Origin of the sequence: Arthrobacter oryzae (assembly GCF_037911235.1) — a bacterium.
Classification (GTDB): Bacteria; Actinomycetota; Actinomycetes; order Actinomycetales; family Micrococcaceae; genus Arthrobacter; species Arthrobacter oryzae_E.
This window is the reverse complement of the sequence record NZ_JBBLYW010000010.1, coordinates 179,423-198,350: the sequence shown is the minus strand read 5'-3', so window position 1 is coordinate 198,350 and position 18,928 is coordinate 179,423. Positions and strand designations below refer to the sequence as shown.

14 protein-coding genes, 1 tRNA gene and 1 pseudogene are annotated in these 18,928 nt (G+C 65.5%); 10 read left to right on the top strand and 6 right to left on the bottom strand.

The annotated features are described in order from the left end of the window. Positions 1-252 precede the first annotated feature (252 nt). Together WMN78_RS03895 and WMN78_RS03890 are read left to right on the top strand one after the other, a co-directional pair. Positions 253-744 (top strand): SRPBCC domain-containing protein, encoded by a 492-nt coding sequence (locus tag WMN78_RS03895; RefSeq protein WP_340532137.1) that lies wholly within the window; start codon positions 253-255, stop codon positions 742-744. Positions 745-799: 55 nt separating this feature from the next. Further along, complete coding sequence (locus WMN78_RS03890; RefSeq protein ID WP_340532136.1) at positions 800-1,276, top strand: N-acetyltransferase; 477 nt, start codon at positions 800-802, stop codon at positions 1,274-1,276. 13 nt (positions 1,277-1,289) lie between these two features. On the opposite strand, the gene WMN78_RS03885 is transcribed toward WMN78_RS03890, so the two are convergent. Together WMN78_RS03885 and WMN78_RS03880 are read right to left on the bottom strand one after the other, a co-directional pair. After that, positions 1,290-2,333: a LacI family DNA-binding transcriptional regulator gene (locus tag WMN78_RS03885; RefSeq protein WP_340532135.1), complete on the bottom strand. Its 1,044-nt coding sequence runs from the start codon at positions 2,331-2,333 to the stop codon at positions 1,290-1,292. A gap of 45 nt (positions 2,334-2,378) precedes the next feature. Next, a pseudogene (locus WMN78_RS03880) lies at positions 2,379-4,141 on the bottom strand (glycoside hydrolase family 13 protein). A 304-nt stretch (positions 4,142-4,445) separates the two neighbouring features. On the opposite strand from WMN78_RS03880, the gene WMN78_RS03875 reads away from it, so the two are divergent. The 5 genes from WMN78_RS03875 (at position 4,446) to WMN78_RS03855 (ending at position 11,824) form a co-directional block, all read left to right on the top strand. Next, positions 4,446-5,744: a maltose ABC transporter substrate-binding protein gene (locus WMN78_RS03875; RefSeq protein ID WP_340532147.1), complete on the top strand. Its 1,299-nt coding sequence runs from the start codon at positions 4,446-4,448 to the stop codon at positions 5,742-5,744. Positions 5,745-5,903: 159 nt separating this feature from the next. Beyond that, complete coding sequence (locus WMN78_RS03870) at positions 5,904-7,577, top strand: ABC transporter permease subunit (protein WP_340532134.1); 1,674 nt, start codon at positions 5,904-5,906, stop codon at positions 7,575-7,577. Further along, positions 7,574-8,542, top strand: a complete 969-nt coding sequence (locus tag WMN78_RS03865) for a sugar ABC transporter permease (protein WP_340532133.1) — start codon at positions 7,574-7,576, stop codon at positions 8,540-8,542. The genes WMN78_RS03870 and WMN78_RS03865 overlap by 4 nt, the downstream gene beginning before the upstream one ends. A gap of 2 nt (positions 8,543-8,544) precedes the next feature. Further along, on the top strand, positions 8,545-10,419 hold the full coding sequence (locus WMN78_RS03860) for a glycoside hydrolase family 13 protein (protein ID WP_340532132.1): 1,875 nt from the start codon (positions 8,545-8,547) through the stop codon (positions 10,417-10,419). A 34-nt stretch (positions 10,420-10,453) separates the two neighbouring features. Then, on the top strand, positions 10,454-11,824 hold the full coding sequence (locus WMN78_RS03855; RefSeq protein ID WP_340532131.1) for an FAD-binding oxidoreductase: 1,371 nt from the start codon (positions 10,454-10,456) through the stop codon (positions 11,822-11,824). On the opposite strand, the gene WMN78_RS03850 is transcribed toward WMN78_RS03855, so the two are convergent. The 4 genes from WMN78_RS03850 to WMN78_RS03835 all read right to left on the bottom strand — a co-directional run bounded on the left by WMN78_RS03850 (position 11,825) and on the right by WMN78_RS03835 (position 17,004). Further along, positions 11,825-13,240, bottom strand: coding sequence for a DUF4032 domain-containing protein (locus WMN78_RS03850; RefSeq protein WP_340532130.1), 1,416 nt, complete (start codon positions 13,238-13,240; stop codon positions 11,825-11,827). A 116-nt stretch (positions 13,241-13,356) separates the two neighbouring features. Next, positions 13,357-14,439 carry an ABC transporter ATP-binding protein gene (locus WMN78_RS03845; RefSeq protein WP_028271384.1) on the bottom strand — a complete coding sequence of 361 codons (1,083 nt, stop codon included), beginning with the start codon at positions 14,437-14,439 and terminating at the stop codon, positions 13,357-13,359. 257 nt (positions 14,440-14,696) lie between these two features. Next, positions 14,697-15,515 (bottom strand): trehalose-phosphatase, encoded by an 819-nt coding sequence (otsB, locus tag WMN78_RS03840; protein WP_340532129.1) that lies wholly within the window; start codon positions 15,513-15,515, stop codon positions 14,697-14,699. After that, positions 15,505-17,004 carry an alpha,alpha-trehalose-phosphate synthase (UDP-forming) gene (locus WMN78_RS03835; protein WP_340532128.1) on the bottom strand — a complete coding sequence of 500 codons (1,500 nt, stop codon included), beginning with the start codon at positions 17,002-17,004 and terminating at the stop codon, positions 15,505-15,507. The genes otsB and WMN78_RS03835 overlap by 11 nt, the downstream gene beginning before the upstream one ends. Before the next feature lie 180 nt (positions 17,005-17,184). Here WMN78_RS03835 and WMN78_RS03830 point away from each other — a divergent pair, with 180 nt between their 5' ends. The 3 genes from WMN78_RS03830 (at position 17,185) to WMN78_RS03820 (ending at position 18,846) form a co-directional block, all read left to right on the top strand. Next, a complete protein-coding gene (locus WMN78_RS03830; protein ID WP_340532127.1) occupies positions 17,185-18,075 on the top strand; it encodes a DsbA family protein in 891 nt (296 codons plus the stop codon). A 160-nt stretch (positions 18,076-18,235) separates the two neighbouring features. Further along, positions 18,236-18,312 (top strand) — tRNA-Thr (locus WMN78_RS03825). 192 nt (positions 18,313-18,504) lie between these two features. Then, a complete protein-coding gene (locus WMN78_RS03820) occupies positions 18,505-18,846 on the top strand; it encodes a hypothetical protein (protein WP_340532126.1) in 342 nt (113 codons plus the stop codon). Positions 18,847-18,928 lie beyond the last annotated feature (82 nt).

Sequence of the window (18,928 nt, the reverse complement as noted above, 5' to 3'; positions counted from 1 at the left end):
ACAGGCAAAGGCCGGCCCGGCACCCAACCCCGGAACCGCCGTCGAACCCCACCCAGAAAGTGAGGGAGCGTCCCGAAATTTTCCGCCAGGAAGTGAGAGAGCGTCCCGAAATTCCCGCCAGGAAATGAGAGAGCGTCCCGAAATTCCCGCCAGGAAATGAGAGAGCGTCCCGAAGTTTCCCGCAGGAAGTGAGAGAGCGTCGGTTGGGGAGGCCGGTCTGGGCGTTCCCGCCTCCGGGTAAAGTTGTTGACCATGGATAACCTCTTCAGCCACGCATCGCCTGCCGACCGAGCCTCCGGTCCCGGGGATGACCTCGACCCGGTGGTGCACACCGTGGTGGTGCCCGGTGCCGTCTCCAAGGCGTTCATCGGGTTCACTGAACACACCCACCTCTGGTGGCCCCTCGAGGAACAGAGCGTGTTCGGTGCCGGCTCGTACGTCGAGTTCGAAGAGAATCTGGTCCTGGAAACCGCCGACGATGGCCGGACAGCGGTATGGGGGAGCATAGACGACTGGCAGCCCCCGCTGTCTTTCCACGCCAGCTGGCATCCCGGGACCACGGCGTTGTGGTCCACGGAGCTTCGCGTCGCATTCAGGGCTGTTGAAGATGGCACTGAGCTCCGCCTTGTTCACAACGGGTGGGAGGGCGCGGAGAACCCTGCCCTCACACGGGAGCAATACGACGCCGGCTGGCCCGTGGTGCTGGCCCGATTCGTTCGGTTCATGGGTGGCTCAGTTGGTTAGAGTGCGGCGCCTGTCCGAAGGGGAATGGGAACTGCTGCGCGCCGTGAGGCTTGAGATGTTGGCCGACACGCCAAAGGCGTACGTGGAGTCGCTGGCTTCGGCCTTGGTACAGACCGAGGGCCAGTGGCGTGGCCGCGCCGCCGCCATGACCGCCCCCGGGAGTGTAACGTTCGTGGCTGAAGTCGACTCAGCGGCCAACCGTTGCTGTGGCCTGATGCGCGTGGTGGTGAAGCACCCCCAGGAAGCCAACCGGCCGCTTCAGGCCATGCTCATCAGCGTGTACGTGGCCGCAGCGTATCGGGGAACCGGCCTTGCTGACAGGTTGCTGAGCGGGGCCGTGGACGCTGCAGCAAGCGAACTGGCGGCCGGGATATTGCAACTCGGCGTCCATGAGGACAACACCCGGGCCCTAGGGTTCTATGCGCGCCACGGTTTCCAGGACACGGGGCGCCGGGAGGCCTACCCTCTTGATACGAGCAAGAAGGAAATCATCATGGAGCGGCCGCTGTCGCTAGCCGTCCCGGCCGCCTAGCAGGCGGGAGTCGTCAGCGGGAGCCGTCAGCGGGGCGGGGCCCATCGACCGGCGGCACGGCCGTACTGGACCGCACCACGAACTTGGTGGGGAACTCCGTGTCAGTGGCACCGCCGTCGGCTGCGTCTTCCAGGCCTGCGAGCAGGAGCCGGACCGCCAGCGCCCCCTGGCCGCGGGCGTCCTGGTCAATGGTGGTCAGGCCGAACACTTCACCAAGCTCGTGGCCGTCGATGCCGATGACGGACAGGTCGTGAGGGACGCGCAGCCCGAAATCACGGGCAGCGAGGATGGTTCCGATAGCCATCTCATCCGAGGCGGCGAACACGGCGGTGGGTCGTTCAGAACTACCGCCGAGGAGCTGCCTGGCACTCGCGTAGGCCCCTTGGATGGTGAAGTCGGCTGTGACCTGCCACTCCGGGCGGACCTGCAGGCCGGCAGCCGCCATGGCTTTTTCAAAACCGCCCTGACGCGTGCCCGGCAGCCGGAAATCCTGCTGGTAGGAGGCATCGCCGGTCATATGGGCGATCCGGGAGTGGCCCAGCCGGATGAGGTGGTTGGTTGCTGCCTCGGCGATGCCGGAGTCATTGATCCTGATGGTGGAGGCCCCCGGCAAAGGGCCGCCGATTCCCACGATCGGACGGTGGATGGCGAGCAGTTGCTGTATCTCAGCCTCGCTAAGTTCAAGTGACACAGCGATGACTGCATCCACGCGTTTCCGCAGCAGGAAGTCGTTCAGGACGCTATGCCTGCGGTCGGGTCCTTCGCTGACGTTGTACAGGGTCAGGTCGTAGCCGGCGTCGAGCAACGTTGCCGAGACCCCTTCCACCACCGAAGAGAAAAACCAGCGGTGGACGGAAGGGACCACCACACCCACGTTGTGGTTCCGGCCTGATGCCAGGCTGGAGGCGTGATAGGACAGTACGAATCCGAGTTCGGCCGCTGCAGCCTGCGCGCGTTCGCGGCTGCGGGGGGACACATTGCCCTTGCCGCTCAGCGCCCGGGAAACGGTGGCGATGGACAGGCCCGCACGCTCAGCTACGTCCTTGATGCCGGGCATATTCAGTTCTCCATGTTCTCAACCGCGAATTCAACGACAGCGGCGTCACCCAACCGGAAGGGTCAACCAGGCCGTCTCTCCTGAGCCTAGCTGATGACCGCCGTCGTACGTTTCCGGTGACGCCGGGAGGTGCCCGGATGCCGCCGGTGAACTACGCAGCAGCACGCGGCCCGCCGGGAGTTCCAACGGATCCCGGCCCACGTTCATCACCACGAGGGTGGTGCCGTTGAGGTAGGCCAGGCACGTGTCGCTGCACCAGCTTTCCAACCAGGCCAGCGAACCCCGGCCCAAGTCCAGCTCCCTGCGCATCGTGAGCATCCGGCGGTAGAGATTCAAATGCGACGTCGGCTGTTCCGCCTGCGCATCCCGTGCCAGTTCGATGAAGCTCTCCGGCTGGGGCAGCCAGGGAGCCTGCCCGGACCCGAAACCGGCGTGCAGTTCGGCGGCGCGCCACGGCAAGGGCACCCGACAGCCGTCGCGGCCCAGCCGTTCTCCGCCGGTGCGTGCAAAGGTGGGGTCCTGGCGCTGGCTGTCCGGTATGTCGATGCCGTCGGGAAGGCCCAGCTCCTCACCCTGGTAGAGGTACGCTCCGCCGGGCAGCCCCAGCATGAACATGGAGGCTGCCGCTGCCCGGGCCCTGCCCACGGCAATGTCAGGCTGCTGGTCAAAGGCGCCGATCCCGTCGCCGTCTCGCGGTGCGGGACCGTCGTAACCGAAGCGGGTGGCGTGCCGGACGACGTCGTGATTGGACAGCACCCAGGTGCTCGGCGCGCCGACGGCGTCCAGCGCCACCAGCGAGTCGGTGATGACGCCGCGGAGGCGGTGAACGTCAAGGCCCGCGTGGAGGTACGGAAAATTGAATGCCTGGTGCATTTCGTCCGGGCGGACCCAGTCGGCCAGCCGCGGAAGTGGATCCACGTTAGCTTCGGCGCACAGGATTCGGTCCGGGCCGTACTCCGCCAGGATACGGCGCCAGGACCGGTAAATGTCGTGCAGGGCCGGCTGGCCGAACATCGGCGCATCGTGGCCCGGGTAGCCGTCACAGCTGTTGCCGTCGGCCCTGCCGCCCCACTCCGGCAATCCGGGAGCCTTCACCAGTGCATGGGCAACGTCCACGCGGAATCCGGAGACACCACGGTCCAGCCAGAAACGCAGCACCCGCTCGAATTCTTCGTGGACGGCCTGGTTGTCCCAGTTGAAGTCGGGCTGGGAGGTGTCGAAGAGGTGCAGGTACCACTGCCCGGGCTGGCCGTCCGGCTCCGTGATACGGGTCCAGGCCGGCCCGCCAAAATGGGACTGCCAGTTGTTGGGCGGCTCCGCACCGAAGGATCCGCTGCCGTCCCGGAAGATGAACATGTCACGCTCGGCGCTGCCGGCCGGCGATGCGAGGGCGGCCTGGAAAGCGGCGTGCTGGTCCGAGCAATGGTTGGGAACCAAGTCCACGATCACGCGCAGGTTCAGCCGGGTGGCTTCCACCACCATGGCGTCGAAGTCGGCCAGGGTGCCGAACAGCGGGTCCACGTCGCAGTAATCGCTGACGTCGTAGCCGGCATCCTTCTGCGGGGAGCGGTAGAACGGCGAGAGCCAAAAGATGGCATCCACATCGAGCTGGGCCAGCTGCGGCAGCTCTGCCGTGATGCCGGCGAGATCTCCGATGCCGTCCCCGTTCATGTCCCGGAAGGACCTCGGATAAACCTGGTAGATGAAACAGCCGACCGCCACCACCCCGACGCTTCATCGGCGTTGTGTACCAGGGTCAGCGGCCCGGCCGCCGCGGCGGGGGCTTGGAGCATTGAGTCAACGGACATGCCGGTAATCGTAGAACGGAACTCCGCCGAATTGAAAACGCTTCCAATTGTGACGTAGACCTCATCCCAATGTGGCTGCCCTCCTGCCGGTGGCCGAGATGGCTGGTTTCTCTAGAGCGGCCGGCAACCCCGACTACCGCTGCCCGGTTTTGCGCAGTTGGCTACTGCCGAGTAGGGTCACTTTCCAGCATCGAGCATTCCGTGTACCTTGGAAGCGCTTGCAGCTGTGAGCCACATCACCGACGATGCCACAGGGCCCGAGGGTCAACGCGTGGATGCAGGATTTTTTATGAAAGGGACACCAATGAAGGTGCAGAACACCCTCACGAGCGGGACCAGCCGCCGCGTCTTTACGGCGGGCGCGCTCTCCGTCGTGGCAGCCCTGGCGCTCAGCGCCTGCGGCGGCGCATCACCGACCGCACCGGCAACCGCCACCGCCAAGCCGGATCTGAAATCCGCCGGTGCCGGCACCATCACCATGTGGGTCGACGCCGAACGGTCACCTGCGCTCAAGGACATCACCGCAAAGTTCCAGGCCGATACCGGCATTGAGGTGAAACTCGTCGTCAAGGACTTCGCCGCTGTCCGCGATGACTTCATCACCCAGGTCCCCACGGGCAAAGGGCCGGACCTGATCGTGGGACCCCACGACTGGGTGGGCAAATTCGTCCAGAACGGTGTGATCGCTCCGATCGAACTCGGCGATAAGTCGTCGTCCTTCCAGGATTCCTCGATCAAGGCCATGACCTTCAACGGTTCCGTCTACGGCGTCCCGTACGCCATCGAGAACATCGCACTGCTGCGCAACACCGACCTTGTGGCCGAGAGCGCGGCAACGATGGATGAGGTCGTGGCCAACGGCAAGAAGGCCGTGGCTGACGGCAAGGCCACGTTCCCGTTCCTCGTCGGCATGGACCCCAAACAGGGCGACCCGTACCACCTCTACCCGCTGCAGGCGTCCATGGGTTCCCAGGTCTTCGGCCAGGCGGCCGACGGCGGCTACGACCCCAAGCAGCTCCTCATCGGCGACGCCGCCGGCGTCGAGTTCGCCAAAAAGCTTGTGGCCTGGGGCGATACCGGTGAAAAAATCATCAACTCCAACATCACCGGAGACATCGCCAAGGAGAAGTTCCTGGCCGGCGAATCCCCCTACTTCCTGACAGGCCCGTGGAATGTTCCGGACGTCCAGAAGAAGGGCATCAAGTTTGCGGTTGACGCCCTGCCCACCGCCGGCGACAAGCCCGCGCAGCCGTTTATCGGCGTCAACGGCTTCTTCATCAGCGCCAAGAGCGCCAATGCCCTGGCCACCAACGAGTTCGTGACCAACTACCTCACCTCAGAGGACGCACAGGACTCCATGTACAAGGCCGGCGGCCGCCCGCCGGCGCTGAAGTCCTCCTTCGAGAAGGCCGCCAGCGACCCCGTGGTGGAAGCATTCGGCAAGATCGGTGCCACAGGTGTTCCCATGCCGGCCATCCCGGAAATGAGTGCCGTCTGGGCCGACTGGGGAGCCACCGAACTCGCCCTGATCAAGGGCCAGGGCGATCCGGCTGCCGACTGGGCCAAGATGGCGGCAAGCATCAAGGCAAAAATCGCAGGCTGACGCCTTCCTTCCGGCTCGCTCCTGCCGGCGCGGGCCGGGCGGCTACCTCGCCGCCCGGCCTGCCGCTGCAGCCTCCGCCGTAGCGCCCACCGCTGTGGCCATGGCGGCAGCGCCCCGCACTTTCCACGGCCCCGCTTCTCCCAAGGACCATAGACAGCCATGCCCAAAACAGACCTTTTCCAGGATGCCCCGCCGCCCCCGTCGTCGGGAGCCGAGCCAACGTCCGGAGCCGAGCCAACACCGGGCGGCCGCCCCCAAGGCCGGCGGCCCGGACTACCGAACCGCCGCTCCCGCCAGGACTCCACCAAGGGAACCATGGCCAAGATAGTGCTCCTGGGCCTGGTCGATGCCCTGGCTGTCTATGTCCTGATGATGCTTTTCCTGAGCCAGTCCTGGGGTGCCCTGGCGGTATCGTCCGCCGTCGTACTGGCCATTAACTGGATTTACCTCCGCAAGGGGGGACTGCCCGCAAAATACCTGGCACCCGGCGTGCTGTTCCTGCTGGTGTTCCAGGTCTTTGTGGTGCTGTTCAGCGGCTACATCGCCTTCACCAATTACGGCGACGGGCACAACAGCACCAAGGACGACGCCATCGCGGCCATCCAGCTCACCGCCCAGAAGCGCGTTCCCGAATCGCCGGCCTACAAAGCTGCAGTGCTGACCAAGGGCAACGACTTCTACCTGCTGTTCACCGACCCGGACGGCAAGGCCTCGATCGGCAGCACCGGTAAGCCCCTTCAGGAAGTGCCCGACGCCGGCACGGACTCCGCCGGCAAGGCCAACTCCGTTGACGGTTACCGGACGCTCAACTTTCAGGAAATCGTGGCCAACCAGCAGGAGATCCTGGCCATCACGGTGCCCGTCTCCGACGACCCGGCCGACGGCACCCTGCGCACGGCCGACGGCAGCAGCGCCTACGAGTTCAAGCCGGCGCTGACGTATGACGCGGACGCGGACACGTTCACCGACACCGACACGGGGGCCGTCTACCGCGACAACGGCAAGGGCGCCTTCGCGGACAGCAACGGCCAGACCCTCACCACCGGCTGGAAGATCGACTTCGGCATGGAGAACTTTGCCCGTGCCTTCACCGATCCGAGCCTCCGCGGGCCGCTGCTCGGCGTCATCCTGTGGACGTTCACCTTCGCCGTCACCTCGGTTAGCCTGACCTTTGCGCTGGGTCTCTTCCTGGCCATCACCTTCAACCGCGAGGACCTGCGCGGCAAAAAGGTCTACCGGATCCTGATGATCCTGCCTTACGCATTCCCGGCATTCCTGTCCGGCCTTGTCTGGTCCGGCATCCTCAATCCGCAGTTCGGCTGGCTCAACCAGACGCTGCTGGGCGGTGCCACGATCGGCTGGCTGACTGATCCGCTCCTGGCCAAGATCAGCGTCCTGGTGGTCAACCTGTGGCTGGGCTTCCCATACATGTTCCTGGTCTGCACCGGCGCCCTCCAGTCGCTGCCCACCGAACTCGACGAAGCGGCCCGCATGGACGGGGCCGGCCCATGGCGGGTTTTCCGGTCCATCAAGCTGCCGCTCCTGCTGGTGTCCATCGCCCCGCTCCTGATTTCCTCCTTCGCGTTCAACTTCAACAACTTCAATGTGATCTACATGCTCACCGGCGGCGGACCGCGCTTTGCCGACACCGACCGGGACATTGGAGCCACGGACATCCTGATCACCCTCGTGTACAAGGTGGCGTTCGGGCAGGGCACCGGCCGCGACTACGGCCTCGCCAGCGCCCTGGCGATCATCATCTTCATCATCGTGGCCACTGTTTCGGCCATCAGCTTCAAGCAGACCAAGGCACTCGAGGACGTGAACTCATGAACGGGTCAACGGCACGCACAGGCACGACGGCGGCACCCGCCACAGGCGCCGCCTCCACCGAAGCCGGCACCACCGACGTCGAACAGCTGAAGCAGCTGCAGCGGCGGCGCACCTTCGGCGCCTGGTTCAAGGACAAGGGCTGGCGTCACCTCGTCGGAATGGCGGTGACCATTTTCGCGATCTTCCCGCTGCTCTACGTGCTGTCCGCCGCGTTCAACTCCACCGGCACCCTGGTGGGCTCGAATGCACTCTTCAGCAAGCTGGACCTCGGCAACTTCACCGCCCTGTTCAACGACCAGTCCCGGCCCTTCGGCCGCTGGTTCGTGAACACCATGGTGGTGGGCGTGGTGACCTCGGCCGCGACGGTCTTCCTGGGTGCCATGGCCGCCTACGCGTTCTCCCGCATGCGCTTCAAGGGGCGCCGGATCGGCCTGCTGAGCCTGCTCCTGCTCCAGATGTTCCCCCAGCTGCTGGCCGTGGTGGCCATTTTCCTGCTGCTCAGCGGAATCTCAGAGGTCATCCCCGCCCTGGGCCTGGGCAGTCAGCTGGGCCTGATCATGGTGTACCTCGGCGGTGCCCTGGGGGTGAACACGTACCTGATGTACGGCTTCTTCAACACCGTTCCGCAGTCCCTGGACGAGGCGGCGAAGATCGACGGCGCCAGCCATGTCCAGATCTTCTTCGGCATCATCCTGCGCCTGGTCACACCGATCCTCGCCGTCGTGGGCCTGCTGGCCTTCATCGGCATTTCCAGCGAGTTCGTGATCGCCAGTGTGGTGCTGACAGACCCGGACAGCCAGACACTCGCCGTCGGACTCTACTCGTTTGTCGCCCAGCAGCGCTCGGAAAACTGGGGGGTCTTTGCGGCCGGCGCTGTCCTCGCAGCCGTCCCCGTGATGGCACTGTTCCTGTTCCTCCAGCGCTACATTGTCAGCGGGCTTACCCAGGGCTCGGTCAAAGGCTGAGCATGGCTCCGTTCCCCACGCCCTTTCCCCTCCCGCACCATGACGGTTCGCCGCTGAATGCACCCCGGCGCACCGCCCTTGGCGATACTGCCCGGCTCCGCGTGAGGGTCCCAGGGGCGTGGGGGTGTGCCGCCCGGATCTGGGTCCGGTCCGTCCAGGACGGTGAGCCGCGGTACGACGCCGCGCGAAGCCTGGGGGAGTACGACGGCTGGACTTGGTGGGAAGCGGAAATGACGGTCACCAACCCGGTGGCCCGGTACCGCTTCCTGCTGGAAGCCGGCGGCGGGTACTGGAGCCTCAACGCACAGGGGCTGTTCCGCCGCGACGTCTCCGACTACGCGGATTTCCGGTTGACTTCGTTCCCGGCTGCGCCCGAGTGGCTGCGCCGGGGAACGATCTACCAGGTGTTTCCGGACCGCTTCGCGCGCTCCACCGACGCCGATTCGCATCCCGTGCCCGACTGGGCCGTCCCGTCCGGCTGGAACCACACGCCCGTCGAGGGGACGGGACCGGCAACGCCGTTCCAGTTCTACGGCGGAGATCTCGCCGGCGTGGCCGACAAACTGGACCATATCCAGGAACTCGGCGCCGACGTCGTCTACCTGACGCCCTTCTTCCCGGCACGCTCCAACCACCGGTACGACGCCTCCACTTTCGACGAAGTGGATCCGCTCCTCGGCGGGGACAGCGCGCTCGTGGCACTCGTGGAAGCGGCCCATGCCCGCGGCATCAAAGTGCTGGGCGACCTTACGGCGAACCATTCCGGCGATGCCCACGAGTGGTTCCGGCAGGCGCTGACCGATCCGGACTCAGCGGAAGCCGGCTACTACTACTTCAGCGCGGACCACCGGACCTATGAATCCTGGTACGGCGTTGCCTCGCTGCCCAAACTCAACTGGTCCTCCGACGGGCTGAAGCGCAGGTTCGTCCTGGACGATGACTCCGCGGTGGCGCGGTGGCTCAGGCCGCCGTTCAACCTGGACGGCTGGCGGATCGACGTCGGCAACATGACCGGCCGGCTGGGTGCCACAGACCTTAACCGCGAGGTGGCCCGGCTGATCGCTGAGCGGGTGCGGGGAATCAATCCCGAAGCAGCGTTGCTGGCCGAAGCCACGAACGACGCCGCGCCGGACTTCACCGGCGAACACTGGCACGGTGCCATGACCTACGCCAACTTCACCCGCCCGCTGTGGTCGTGGCTTGGAGGGGACGCCGCGCACGTCAATTTCTTCGGCACGCCCCTTGCCGGCCCCAACCGGTTGGGTGCGGAGGATTTCCTCGCCACCCACCTGGACCTGGCGTCGGCCTTCAGCTGGGACCTCCGGCTCCAGAACATGAACGCCCTGAACAGCCACGACACGGCACGGGCGGCCACGGTAATGATCGACGGCGGGCAGCTGCTCGGGGCCGTCATGATGTTCACCCTTCCCGGTGTCCCGGTGATCTTCGCGGGAGACGAATTCGGCCTCAAAGGCTGCAACGGTGAAGAGTCCAGGACGCCGATGCCTTGGGATGATTCCCGCCGGATCCAGAAGGACCTTCGTGCCAGTTACGCAGCCCTTGCAGCCCTGCGGAGGGGGCAGCCGGCGCTCACAGAGGGCGGAATCCGCTGGCTTTATGCAGACGGTGACGCGATCGCCTACATACGGGAAACTGCGGGAAGCGCGGTCCTGGTGTTCGTGGCCCGCGCGGCCGCCCGGGCCGACGTCGCGGCCGGCACGCTGTCCTCCGACCAGTTCACGGCCCTCGCCAACGAACCTGCATTTGGGATAGGAGAGGTCAGCACCGGGGCCGCGAACGCCGGCGTCACCATCATCGCGGGCGATGCCGCGGCCGCGGTCTGGGTGCTTCCGGGGACGGCCGTGCCCGCCGTTTAGACTGGAGGCCGGATTCGACGGACCTGGAGGCCGCATGGGCAACATTATTGACGAGCTCAAAACCATCCTGGAGCCCGGCAAGCTGGCCGTGGACGAGATGACCCTGGCGGCCTACGCCGTGGACCAGGCCCCGGTGGTGGACTACCAGCTGCCGCTGGCCGTGGCCTGGGCCGAAAATGTCGCGGACGTGCAGGCCGTGGTCAGTGCCTGTGCGAAACACGGCGTTCCCATCGTTGCCCGCGGGGCCGGTACCGGTGTCTCCGGCGGCGCCCATGCCAGCCCGGGCTGCATCGTGCTGGGCCTTGAACGGATGAACCGCATCCTTGCCCTGAACGCGGATGACGAGACCGCCGTCGTCGAACCCGGCGTGATCAACGCCGACCTCAACGATGCCGCTGCCGTCCACGGGCTGATGTACGCGCCGGACCCCGCCAGCTTCCGGACGTCCACCATCGGCGGCAACGTGGCCACCAACGCCGGCGGCCTGCGCTGCGCCAAATACGGCGTCACCCGCGATTCGGTGCTGGCCCTCGACGTGGTGCTGGCGGACGGATCCCTCATCCACACCGGGCATCAGACGTTCAAGGGTGTCGCCGGCTACGACCTGACCGGCCTGTTCGTCGGCTCGGAGGGGACGCTCGGAATCGTGGTGGGGGCAACCGTGCGACTAAAGTACCTGCCCCGCGAAGTGCACACCATTGCGGCGTTTTACCCGGACTTCCGCAGCGCCGCGGCGGGCGTCCTGGCTGTGGGGAAGGCCCGTGTGCAGCCCGCCATCATGGAATTGCTCGACGGCGGCTCGCTGCTTCAGCTCGACGCGATCCACGGCTCGGACTTGAGCTCCCGCGGAGCCTCACTCCTGCTGATCCAGACGGACGGCTACGGGGCGGCCGCGGAAGCTGACGTGGTCCGCGAGGTCCTTGCCGCCGGCGGAGCCACGGTGACCACCGAGGCCAGCGCCGAAGCCGAGCGTCTGGTGGAACTGCGGCGCAACAGCCGCGGTGTGGAAGTGGACGACGAATACCGGGTGGGGGAGGACGTGGCCGTGCCGCGCTCGCGGCTGGTGGACTACGTCGGCGAAATTGAAGCCATGGCGGTGGAGCACGGAGTGCAGCTCAAAGTGGTGGCGCATGCCGGCGACGGCAACCTGCACCCCACCTTCTGGGTGGACCGCGTGGACAACCAGGTGGATGCGGACGCCATGCAGCGGCTGGGCGACTGCCTGGACAGGTCAATCACAGTGGCACTGGCCATGGGCGGCACCATCACAGGCGAGCACGGGATCGGGCAGTACAAGCTGCGCTGGCTGGGCCTGGAACAGCCCGAACCCGTCCGGGAGCTGCAGCGCCGGATCAAGCGTCTGTTCGATCCGGCCGGCATCCTGAACCCCGGAAAAGCGATCTAGCTAGTCGTCAGCGTCCGGGTATTCGTCGATGTCTTCCTCGCCGTAACGGGACTGCTCGGTCTCGACCTCGAGGATCTTGAGCAGCTCCGTGTCGGGGTTGAGCATGATTGCAGCCTCGTCGCGGCGGTGCCGGAGGATGGAATCGATGTAGGACTGCACCGCTTCGGCCAGGGGAATGTGCCGTTCCTGCTTCTCGGACATGTACCAGCGGTGCTCCAGCACTTCGTGGACGGCTTCCGCCGGTTCCAGCTTCCCGGAAAGGTCGCGGGGAATCGAGCGGACAATGGGCTCGAAGATCTGGCTGACCCACAAGTGGGCGCTGTATTCCTCATCCATCTTCGGATTGTTGTCCGCGCGGAACGAGTCCATGTCGTTGAGGAGGCGTCGGGCCTGGTTCTCCTGGGCATCCAGCCCGGTGAGCCGCAACAGCCGGCGCTGGTGGTGACCCGCGTCCACCACCTTGGGCTGGAGCTGGATGGTGGAGCCGTTCTGAGTGGTCTTGATGGCGTATTCCTCGACGTCGAACCCCAGCTCGTTGAGCTTCCGGATCCGGGCGGCCACGCGCCAGCGTTCGCCGATCTCGAAGGATTCCTTCTCCGTCAGTTCGGTCCAGAGCCGCCGGTAGCTGTCCATGATGAGTTCGCTGGTGGCTACCGGGTCCACCTTCTCCTCGATCAGGCCGCCGTCCAGCAGGTCCATGAGTTCACCGGCAATGTTGACCCGGGCGATTTCGAGGTCGTACTCCCGCTGGCCGGTGGAAAGGTCCGGGTACAGCTCGCCGGTCTCGGCATCCACCAGGTAGGCGGCGAAGGCGCCGGCGTCGCGGCGGAAGAGGGTGTTGGAGAGCGAGACGTCGCCCCAGTAGAACCCGATCAGGTGCAGCCGCACCATCAGCAGCGCCTGGGCGTCGATCAGGCGGGTGAGCGTGTCCTTGCGCAGCATCTGGGAAAAGAGCGCGCGGTAAGGCATGGAGAACTTCAGGTGCCGCGTGACCAGCACCGGGTTCAGCGGCCTGCCGTCCGGGGTGGTGCGGCCCGTGATGACGGCCACCGGCTCAACGCACGGCACGTCCAGTCGCGCCAGCTTGCGGAGCATGTGGTACTCGTGGCGGGCCACGTGCTCGGACGTTTCCTTGATGGCGATCACGGATCCGCCCAGGTGCGCGAAACGCACAATGTGCCGGGAAATACCGCGGGGGAGCGCCGCGAGGTATTCCGCAGGCCAGTCCTCCAAAGCGATGTGCCACGGCAGGTCCAGGAGCTCGGGATCAGCCGATGCGGCGGTGATGCTCAGGTTGCTGGAGACGCTGGAACTCTTGTCGTCGTTGGCGCTGGCCGCTTCAAACCGAGGCAGTTTTCCGATCTGGCCGTAGTCGGTGGGTTCGTCGTGCCATTGGGCGTTGCTTTCCTCGGTCATGTGCCAATTCTTCCGTACGTAGGGGCGGCCCGCCTAAACAAAGCGGGGAAACCGCGCTTAAATCACGACGGCGGCCCGTCCAGTGAGGAGGGGCCGCCGCCGGTCAGTGCTAAAGGCTAGTCGCCGAGGCGCAGGCCGGTCTTGGTGTCGAACAGGTGCACGTGTCCGGACTGCGGGCGAACGTAGATGGACTCGCCCTTCATCGGGGGACGGCGGCCGTCGACGCGGGCCACGATGTCGTGGCTCTTGCCGTCGAGCGTGGTGTGGCCGTAGACGTAGGCGTCGGCGCCGAGTTCTTCGACGACGTCAACCTCGACCTGGAGGCCTTCACCTGCGGCGACCTGCTCGAGGTCCTCAGGGCGTGAACCCAGGGTGACTGTGGCGCCGTGTGCTTCTTCGAGGATGTTGCGGGGAACCGGGTACACGGTTCCGCCGAACTGGACGCCGCCGTCGACGACGGGGAGTTCCAGCAGGTTCATGGCCGGGGAGCCGATGAAGCCGGCAACGAAGACGTTCTTGGGCTTGTCGTAGAGGTTGCGCGGGGTGTCGACCTGCATCAGCAGGCCGTCCTTCAGCACAGCCACGCGGTCGCCCATGGTCATGGCCTCGACCTGGTCGTGGGTCACGTAGACGGTGGTGACGCCCAGGCGGCGGGTCAGGGATGCGATCTGCGTACGGGTCTGGACGCGGAGCTTGGCGTCAAGGTTTGAGAGCGGCTCATCCATGAGGAAGACCTGCGGGTTACGCACGATGGCACGACCCATGGCAACACGCTGGCGCTGACCGCCGGAGAGTGCCTTCGGCTTGCGGTCCAAGTACGGCTCGAGGTCGAGAAGCTTGGCTGCTTCGCGGACACGCTCGGCGCGCTCTTCCTTGCTGACGCCGGCGATCTTCAGCGCGAAGCCCATGTTGTCCGCAACGGTCATGTGCGGGTACAGGGCGTAGTTCTGGAAGACCATTGCGATGTCGCGGTCCTTCGGCGGAACATCGGTGACGTCGCGGTCGCCAATGAGGATGCGGCCTGCGTTGACGTCCTCAAGACCTGCGAGCATGCGCAGGGAGGTGGACTTGCCGCAGCCGGAGGGTCCAACGAGGACCAGGAATTCGCCATCGGCGATGTCGATGTTGAGCTTATCGACGGCGGGCTTATCGGTGCCCGGGTACAGACGTGTTGCGTTATCAAAAGTAACTGTAGCCACAGTTATCAATCCCTTCACCGGCAGGTACGTGCCGGACGATCCGTTGTGAATGGTTCATGTTTATTCAGTTGTCCACGGTCTTTCAGCCGTGTACTCCCCGGCCGAAGCCGAGGAGTATCGCGTGACGCCGCACGGTGTCTGTGCGCCACATCACAAACAGAGTATGTCAGATTTTATGCAATTGGGTGCAAATGTTACGGGCGTCACATATGACATTCGTAACAGGGGCCGGCCCGGGCTGCCTGAAATCACGGAATCTAGGCGGATTCCGCCACGGCAAGGGTCCGTTCGCGGAGCAGGGTTTCCAGTAGTTCCGCGATATGCACCGGGGCCTCGACGCGGAACTGCGCCTGGGTGAAGTCCAGCCCCACCTTCACCCCCACGTCGCCCGGATATAGGCGTCCCAGCGCGTCTTCATCGGTGGTGTCGTCACCCGCGAACACCACGGCCGTGGCGTCGGTAGCCTGGCGCAGGAATGCCATGCCCTCGCCTTTGGAAGCGTGGACCACGGACGTTTCCAGCACGCGGTTGCCGTTCTTCAGGTACACGTCCGGCCGGCCCTGCAGGGCTGCCCGGGCGGCAGCGACGGCGTCCTCGGCCACGTCATCGGCCGCGAGGCGGGTGTGGAGCACCACGCCCGCCGGTTTGTCCTCCAGGAGCGTGCCCGGTCCCTGCTCGACGATCTCTTCAAGGATGCGGCGGACCTCCGCCAGCAGGGCAAGCTGTTCAGGGTCCAGCGTCAGCTCGGACGAACCAGGTCCCAGCCAGGCCTCCGCCCCGTGGCTGCCGATCAGTAGGGTCTCCGGGGGCGGCGAGGCGACCGCCCGGAGGCTGTCCAGGGCACGGCCCGAGATGAGTGCCGTCGTCGTGCGCGGGAGGGCCGCGAGGGCGGCGAAGGCGGCAGCGGAGCGGGGGAGGGGTCGGGCGTCGGCCGCATGGTCAACCAGCGGGGAGATCGTGCCGTCGAAATCCATGGCCACCAGGAGGTGCTCTGTGGCGGCGACCTCCTTGAGGGCGGCCAGGAGTTCGGGCTGAAGCGTCAAGGGCGCCTTGCCCGGGGCTGCATCAGGTGTCATCGCGGACCACTTTCTCTTTGAGTGCTGCAAGGAACTCGGCTGACCAGTGGTCGACGTCGTGGTCCAGGATCTGCTTGCGCATGGACCGCATCCGGCGGGCTGCCTCGGCCGGCTGCATGTTGACGGCCCTCATGATGGTGTCCTTGAGGCCGTCGATGTCGTGCGGGTTCATCAGCAGCGCCTGCTTGAGCTGATCCGCGGCACCGGCGAATTCGCTCAGGACCAGCGCGCCGTCATTGTTGGTGCGGGCGGTCACGTATTCCTTGGCCACCAGGTTCATGCCGTCCCGCAGTGCGGTGACCAGCATGACGTCGGCCGCAAGGTACAGCGCCACCATTTCGTCGATCGGGTAGCTGTGGTGCAGGTACCTGACGGCAGTGTTCTGCATGGTGTCGTAGGTGCCGTTGATGTGGCCCACGGTGCCTTCCACTTCTTCGCGGAGGAGGCGGTACTGCTCCACCCGTTCCCGGCTGGGGCTCGCCACCTGGATCAGGGCCGCGTCCTCCACCGTGACTTTGCCGTCGGCCAGCAGCTCTTCGTAAGCCTTAAGCCGGTGGCGGATGCCCTTGGTGTAGTCGAGGCGGTCGACGCCGAGGAGGATGGTCTTGGGGTTGCCGAGGTCCCTGCGGATCTGGTGGGCGCGTTCGATGATCTCGGGCTTGCGGGCCAGTTCGCTGATCTGCTTGACGTCGATGGAGATCGGGAACGCCTGCGCCCGGGCAATATGGGTGGTCTCGCCGTCGGGACCCTTGACGTGGACCTGCTGCTGCTTGACGCTGGCGCCCAGGAAACGCCGGGCGGAACGCATGAAGTTGCCGGCATCGCTGGGGCGCTGGAAGCCCACCAGGTCGGCACCGAGGAGGCCGTCAATGATGGCACGGCGCCACGGGAGCTGGGCGAAGATTTCCGGCGGGGGAAACGGGATGTGGTTGAAGAACCCGATTTTGAGGTCCGGACGGGCTTCACGGAGCATCTTCGGAACCAGCTGCAGCTGGTAGTCCTGCACCCAGATGGTGGCTCCGTGATCGGCATGGCGCACGACGGCGTCGGCGAACCGCCGGTTGACCTTTCGGTAAGAATCCCACCACGTCCGGTGGAATTCCGGCGGCGCGATGACGTCGTGGTACAGCGGCCAGAGGGTGGCGTTGGAAAACCCCTCATAGAAGAGCTCGACGTCGTCCGTGCTCAGCTGCACCGGGACCAGGTCCATGCCGCCGTGGCTAAAAGGCTTGACGGTTTCATCCGGGGCGCCGTGCCAGCCCACCCACGCGCCGTCGGTCTTGGTCATCATGGGGGCCAGCGCAGTAACCAGGCCGCCCGGCGACCGGCGCCAGCCGTCCTCGCATCCCCTGTCTTCCGGGGAGCAGCGGTCAACCGGCAGCCGGTTGGACACCACCATGAAGTCATAGAGCGCGGCAGCCGCGTGGTCGCCGCGGCCGGACTTTCCTTCAGCGGTTGCTTCGGACTTTTCACGGTGCGTAGTGTGCATTGGTGTCCCTTGGGTTGCTAATGGCTCGAAGTCAACCCTAGTCGGACGGAATCTTCCGTGCTATCCATCCGTTGGGCAGACGGACGGAAACTTGAAGGCGCAAGCTCTCAGGTTTCTCCCCTAGACTGAAAAAGTTGCCACTGATGTGGTCCGCACCTGGCCGATCGACCCGAGGAACTGATGAGCGCCGCAAACGAACCCCGCAAGTCCAAAGCAGAACGCACTGCCGAGGCCCGCGAGAGAGCCCGTGAGATCCGCGAGGCGCAGCTAAAGAAGGACAAGCGCAACAAGCTCCTCATCGGCTGGGGCATTGTGGTGGCAGTAGTGGCCATCCTCGCGATTGTCGCCCTGGTAGTCAGCTCCAACATCAGGAACAACGCCCCGGTGGCGGACGAAGGCCCCACCCCGGCCAACGGCAACATCCACGGCGGCGTGACGCTGCTGGCCAACTCCGAGGTAGTGAAGTCCGAGCCCGCCACGGTCAACGTGAAGGACGTCCCGGCCAAGCCGGAAACGCCGCCCGCGGAGGTGACCGCTCCCGGCGCCGAGGCGGAAGCGGGCAAGCCCGTAAAGGTGGTCGTCTACATCGACTTCATCTGCCCGGTCTGCAAGCGGTTCGAAACCACCTACAACGAACAGTTGACCAGCCTCCGCAACGAAGGCAAGATCTCGGTGGAATACAGGGCGCTCGGTTTCCTGGACCAGCAGTCCACCACCAACTACTCCTCACGCGCGGCCAACGCCGCAGCCTGCGTAGTCAACGAATCGCCCGAAAAGTACGCCGACTTCGTCAACGCGCTCTTCGACAAGCAGCCGGCAGAAGGCGGTGCGGGCCTTTCGGACGACGATCTGAAGAAGATGGCCACGGACGTGGGCGCCAAGAGCATCGATTCGTGCGTGGAAGAGAAGAAATTCCGGCCCTACGTGAAGGTTGCCACGCAGGAAGCCGCGGCCATCGGCGTGACCGGCACGCCCACCGCCTTTGTGGATGGCAAGCAGTGGGGCAAGGGCGACTCTGCCAACACTGACCTGATCCCGTTCATCCAGGCCGCCATCGACGCCAAGGGCTAGCAGCCACCCAACCCTTGCAACCGGCCAGCGGCCTGGCTCCGGAACCCTCCGGAGCCGGGCCGCTGCCGTTTTTACCAGCGGGGCGTCCTTGGGCTAACCTTATCTAGCACTGCATCTAGTGCCGCCTGTTGCGCCCGGTCCTTCCGGCAGGAACAGGCACGCCTCCTTAGCTCAGTTGGCCAGAGCACCGCTCTTGTAAAGCGGGGGTCGTCGGTTCGAATCCGACAGGGGGCTCCACTCCGGCGCCGACCCGCGAGTTTCGGCGACCTCACTGCCCGCCCGTAGGCGAGGTCCTTGCCACCCTTCAGCCGCTGCTCGCACTCCTCCCGAACAAGCCTGCCAGCAGGCCATCATTCGTGCCTATTGCTGGCTCCGTGCGAGGCCTACACTGTGTTGCATCCAGCGGTGCAATGCATGAAGGAGGACGTCATGGCGGTCATTGAGCAGGTGCGGGAAGGAATGCACGTGGTAGCACCGGATGGGAAGAAGATCGGCAAGGTCGAGGACCTGAAGATGGGTGATCCGGAGTCGGTGACTTCGGACGGCCAGACAGACGCTGAGACCGGAGGCCTGGTCAGCACGGTGATCGACAATTTCGCGGCGACCTCCGGGCTGCCTCGCCACACCGCGGAGAGGCTGTTGCGGATCGGTTATGTAAAGGTTGACAGATCCGGTCTGTTCGCCGGGCACGCGTACCTCGCCTCCGATGAGCTCGACCGGGTTGAGGGCGACACGCTGTGGCTCAAAGAGGGCGTGCGCGCCGACCATTGAGCTGCCCCGCCGGCTGTTCGGGAGGCACTGGTGAAGAACGGCCCCGGCCCCGGCGCAGGCACACGGCCCCGGCCCCGGGTCC